The sequence below is a fragment of the Desulfobacter latus genome (genome assembly GCF_013389365.1).
Lineage (GTDB): Bacteria > Desulfobacterota > Desulfobacteria > Desulfobacterales > Desulfobacteraceae > Desulfobacter > Desulfobacter latus.
Window position 1 is genome coordinate 1 of record NZ_JACADJ010000145.1, and the last position, 2,542, is coordinate 2,542.

A 2,542-nucleotide genomic window follows, 5' to 3' on the forward strand; every position below is an offset into this window, starting at 1 on the left:
GCCGGACATTGTTCTAAGCTTTTTAATTAACTCAAATGTAATTTCTTTACTTTCAAAAAAAATATTTAATTTAAAGTCCCCTCTATTGACCGGTGCAAGAAATCGCATAGTAAATGAAATAGGCACGCTTCCATTTCCTATACTTTATGAATTTATACTAAAAAAAATATATTTATACTCAGATAGATATATTGCAGTGACCGATGATGAAGCGGTAGAGGCAGCATCTGTTTTTAAAATTCCCCAAAAAAATATTGTATTGATTTATAATGGCGTCGATATTGAGTATGTCAGAAATAAGTCTTTAGAAAAATTTTCTATGGATCAAAAATTTAAGAACAAAAATTCATTTAATATTATTCATTTGGGAAGACTTACTTATGTAAAAAACCAAAGTCTGCTGATTAAGGCCATAAGCAAGTTGAATCTGAAAAAAGAGATTAACTTATTTCTCCTTGGTGAAGGAGAGAATTTTAATAAATTAAAAAAATTATCCTTAAAATTAGATGTCGAAGATAAAGTTACTTTTTTAGGCTGGCATGAAAATCCATATCCATATATCAAACAATGCGACTTGCTCGTTCTTACTTCTTTTTGGGAGGGTTTTCCAAATGTGCTTCTTGAAGGAATGGCACTTGGGTTGCCTATTATCTCAACGAAATCATCAAAAGCTGTTGATTTAATAATTGATGACCAGAAATGCGGTTTTTTAATTGAAAATGATTTGGATTCATTAGTTAACGCTATCCAAATTTTGGTAAATGATCAAGAATTATACAGGAAAATGTCCTATCACTCGTTTGAGAAAGTCAATGAATTTTCTTCAGAAACTATGTTAAATAATTTCAAAACTACTCTTCAAGAGGTATATTTGCGTAAGGCGTAAAACACCATGCATATGCGAATTTATAGATCCCGCAAAAGATTGAAAATATGAAACACTCTATTAAAAATAGAATAATCAAAAATAAAAATTGGATAATCAAAACAATAAACAGTGTGTTGCCTTTAAATTTCAGATTTGCACCTCTTTTTGTGTTCCACGCCCATGTTTTATTTACACCAAAAATTCAGTCTATCAGACCAGAGGTGCTTCAGGCATTTCATCAACAAAAATTTAAAGCTGATATCATTCCTGATAACATTTTAATTAAAGCACCATCGCACAGGCTGTCTAAAAATTTGGTTTTAGCGGAATTGCTGATGGCATTGGGCAGGTTTGAAACGGCAATAGCTCTTGGTGAAAAACTTTTTGAACGTTATCCTAATGATCTCCGAGTACAAGATAGCCTCTGCCGTGCCCGGTATTATCACCGAATCGGGAAAATATCTGAAAACCCTGGCCTGGAAATGCAGGGAAAAGTTTGTAAATTACTATGGGATGATCTTCATCTTTTACCTGATGGTTCTGTATTTCAGTGCTGCAGTGTTTGGCTACGTACTTCAATTGGTAATGCCTTAGCCGAACCTTTATCACAAATATGGCAATCCAACTTAGCCAATGAGATACGCAATTCTGCTGTGAATGGAGATTATCGATTCTGTGGAAAATTATCATGCGGTCACATCCTTGACGAGCTTTTCCCTCCAAGGGAGCATCGCCCTAAAAGATTCATAAGCGCGGATCAATTACCGGTTCAACTTCCACCACCTAAACTGTTAAATCTTTCTTATGACAGAACCTGCAACCTTTCTTGTCCAAGTTGCAGAACTACTAAGTTCGTAGCAAAAGGTAAAGAACTTGAGAAAGTAGAAAAAATCACGAAACATGTATTGGAGGTATTACCTGAAATAAAGCGTATAGAGGTCACTGGTTCTGGCGACCCTTTTGCAAGCAGATCCTTCAGGCATTTACTCTCTTCCATAAACAAAATTGATTTTCCGAATCTTAAAGTAACATTAATGACAAATGGGCTTTTATTGTGCCGTTCGGAATGGGACAAATTTAAAAATCTGCATGGAATGATTGATACTATCAATATTTCAGTCGATGCTGCACGGGCTGAAACATATAGGATTGTAAGACGCGGTGGAGAGTTTAAGGATCTGCTGCCCAACTTGGGTTTCATCGGAGAATTGGTTCAACAAGGTGCCATCAAACACTTTAGGCTCTGTTTTGTGGTTCAAGATTATAATTTCAGAGAAATGTCTGAATTTCTTAAACTTGCCAAGCATGTCAATGCTCAGTCTGTACATTTTCAAAAGATGCATGACTGGGGCACTTACACGACCGAGCAATTAAAAAAGCGTAGGGTTTATGTTTCTAGTCATCAGGATTATCCGGAATTTATCGATCTTATTAAATCACTTCCTTCTCAAAAAGGATTGATAATCTTATCTGATTTTACAGAGTTAGAAGCGAATTGAGGTAAAACGGCATTCATGTGAGATTAGAAAATTAGCTACACATTCATTGGGCGCATTCCCATTTTCCCGGCCGACTGAATAATTCTTTAAGCAGGAATTAAATACTTAAAAATCAGGCAGTTAAAGTACGCTTAGCATTGTATGTTTTTAACGAAAAGCTTCCACTATGCCCTAA

General features: G+C 35.2%; 2 protein-coding genes. Both read left to right on the top strand.

Annotated features, from left to right (window positions below; translation table 11 throughout):
* The coding region (locus tag HXW94_RS18530) for a glycosyltransferase (RefSeq protein WP_218576815.1) at window positions 1-886 on the top strand (886 nt) is incomplete at its 5' end.
* 47 nt (window positions 887-933) lie between these two features.
* A complete protein-coding gene (locus HXW94_RS18535) occupies window positions 934-2,367 on the top strand; it encodes a radical SAM protein (RefSeq protein ID WP_178368373.1) in 1,434 nt (477 codons plus the stop codon).
* Window positions 2,368-2,542 lie beyond the last annotated feature (175 nt).

Bases quoted from the DNA above. Each gene is read 5' to 3' on its own strand.
- HXW94_RS18535 (WP_178368373.1), top strand. From the start codon at position 934: ATGAAACACTCTATTAAAAATAGAATAATCAAAAATAAAAATTGGATA.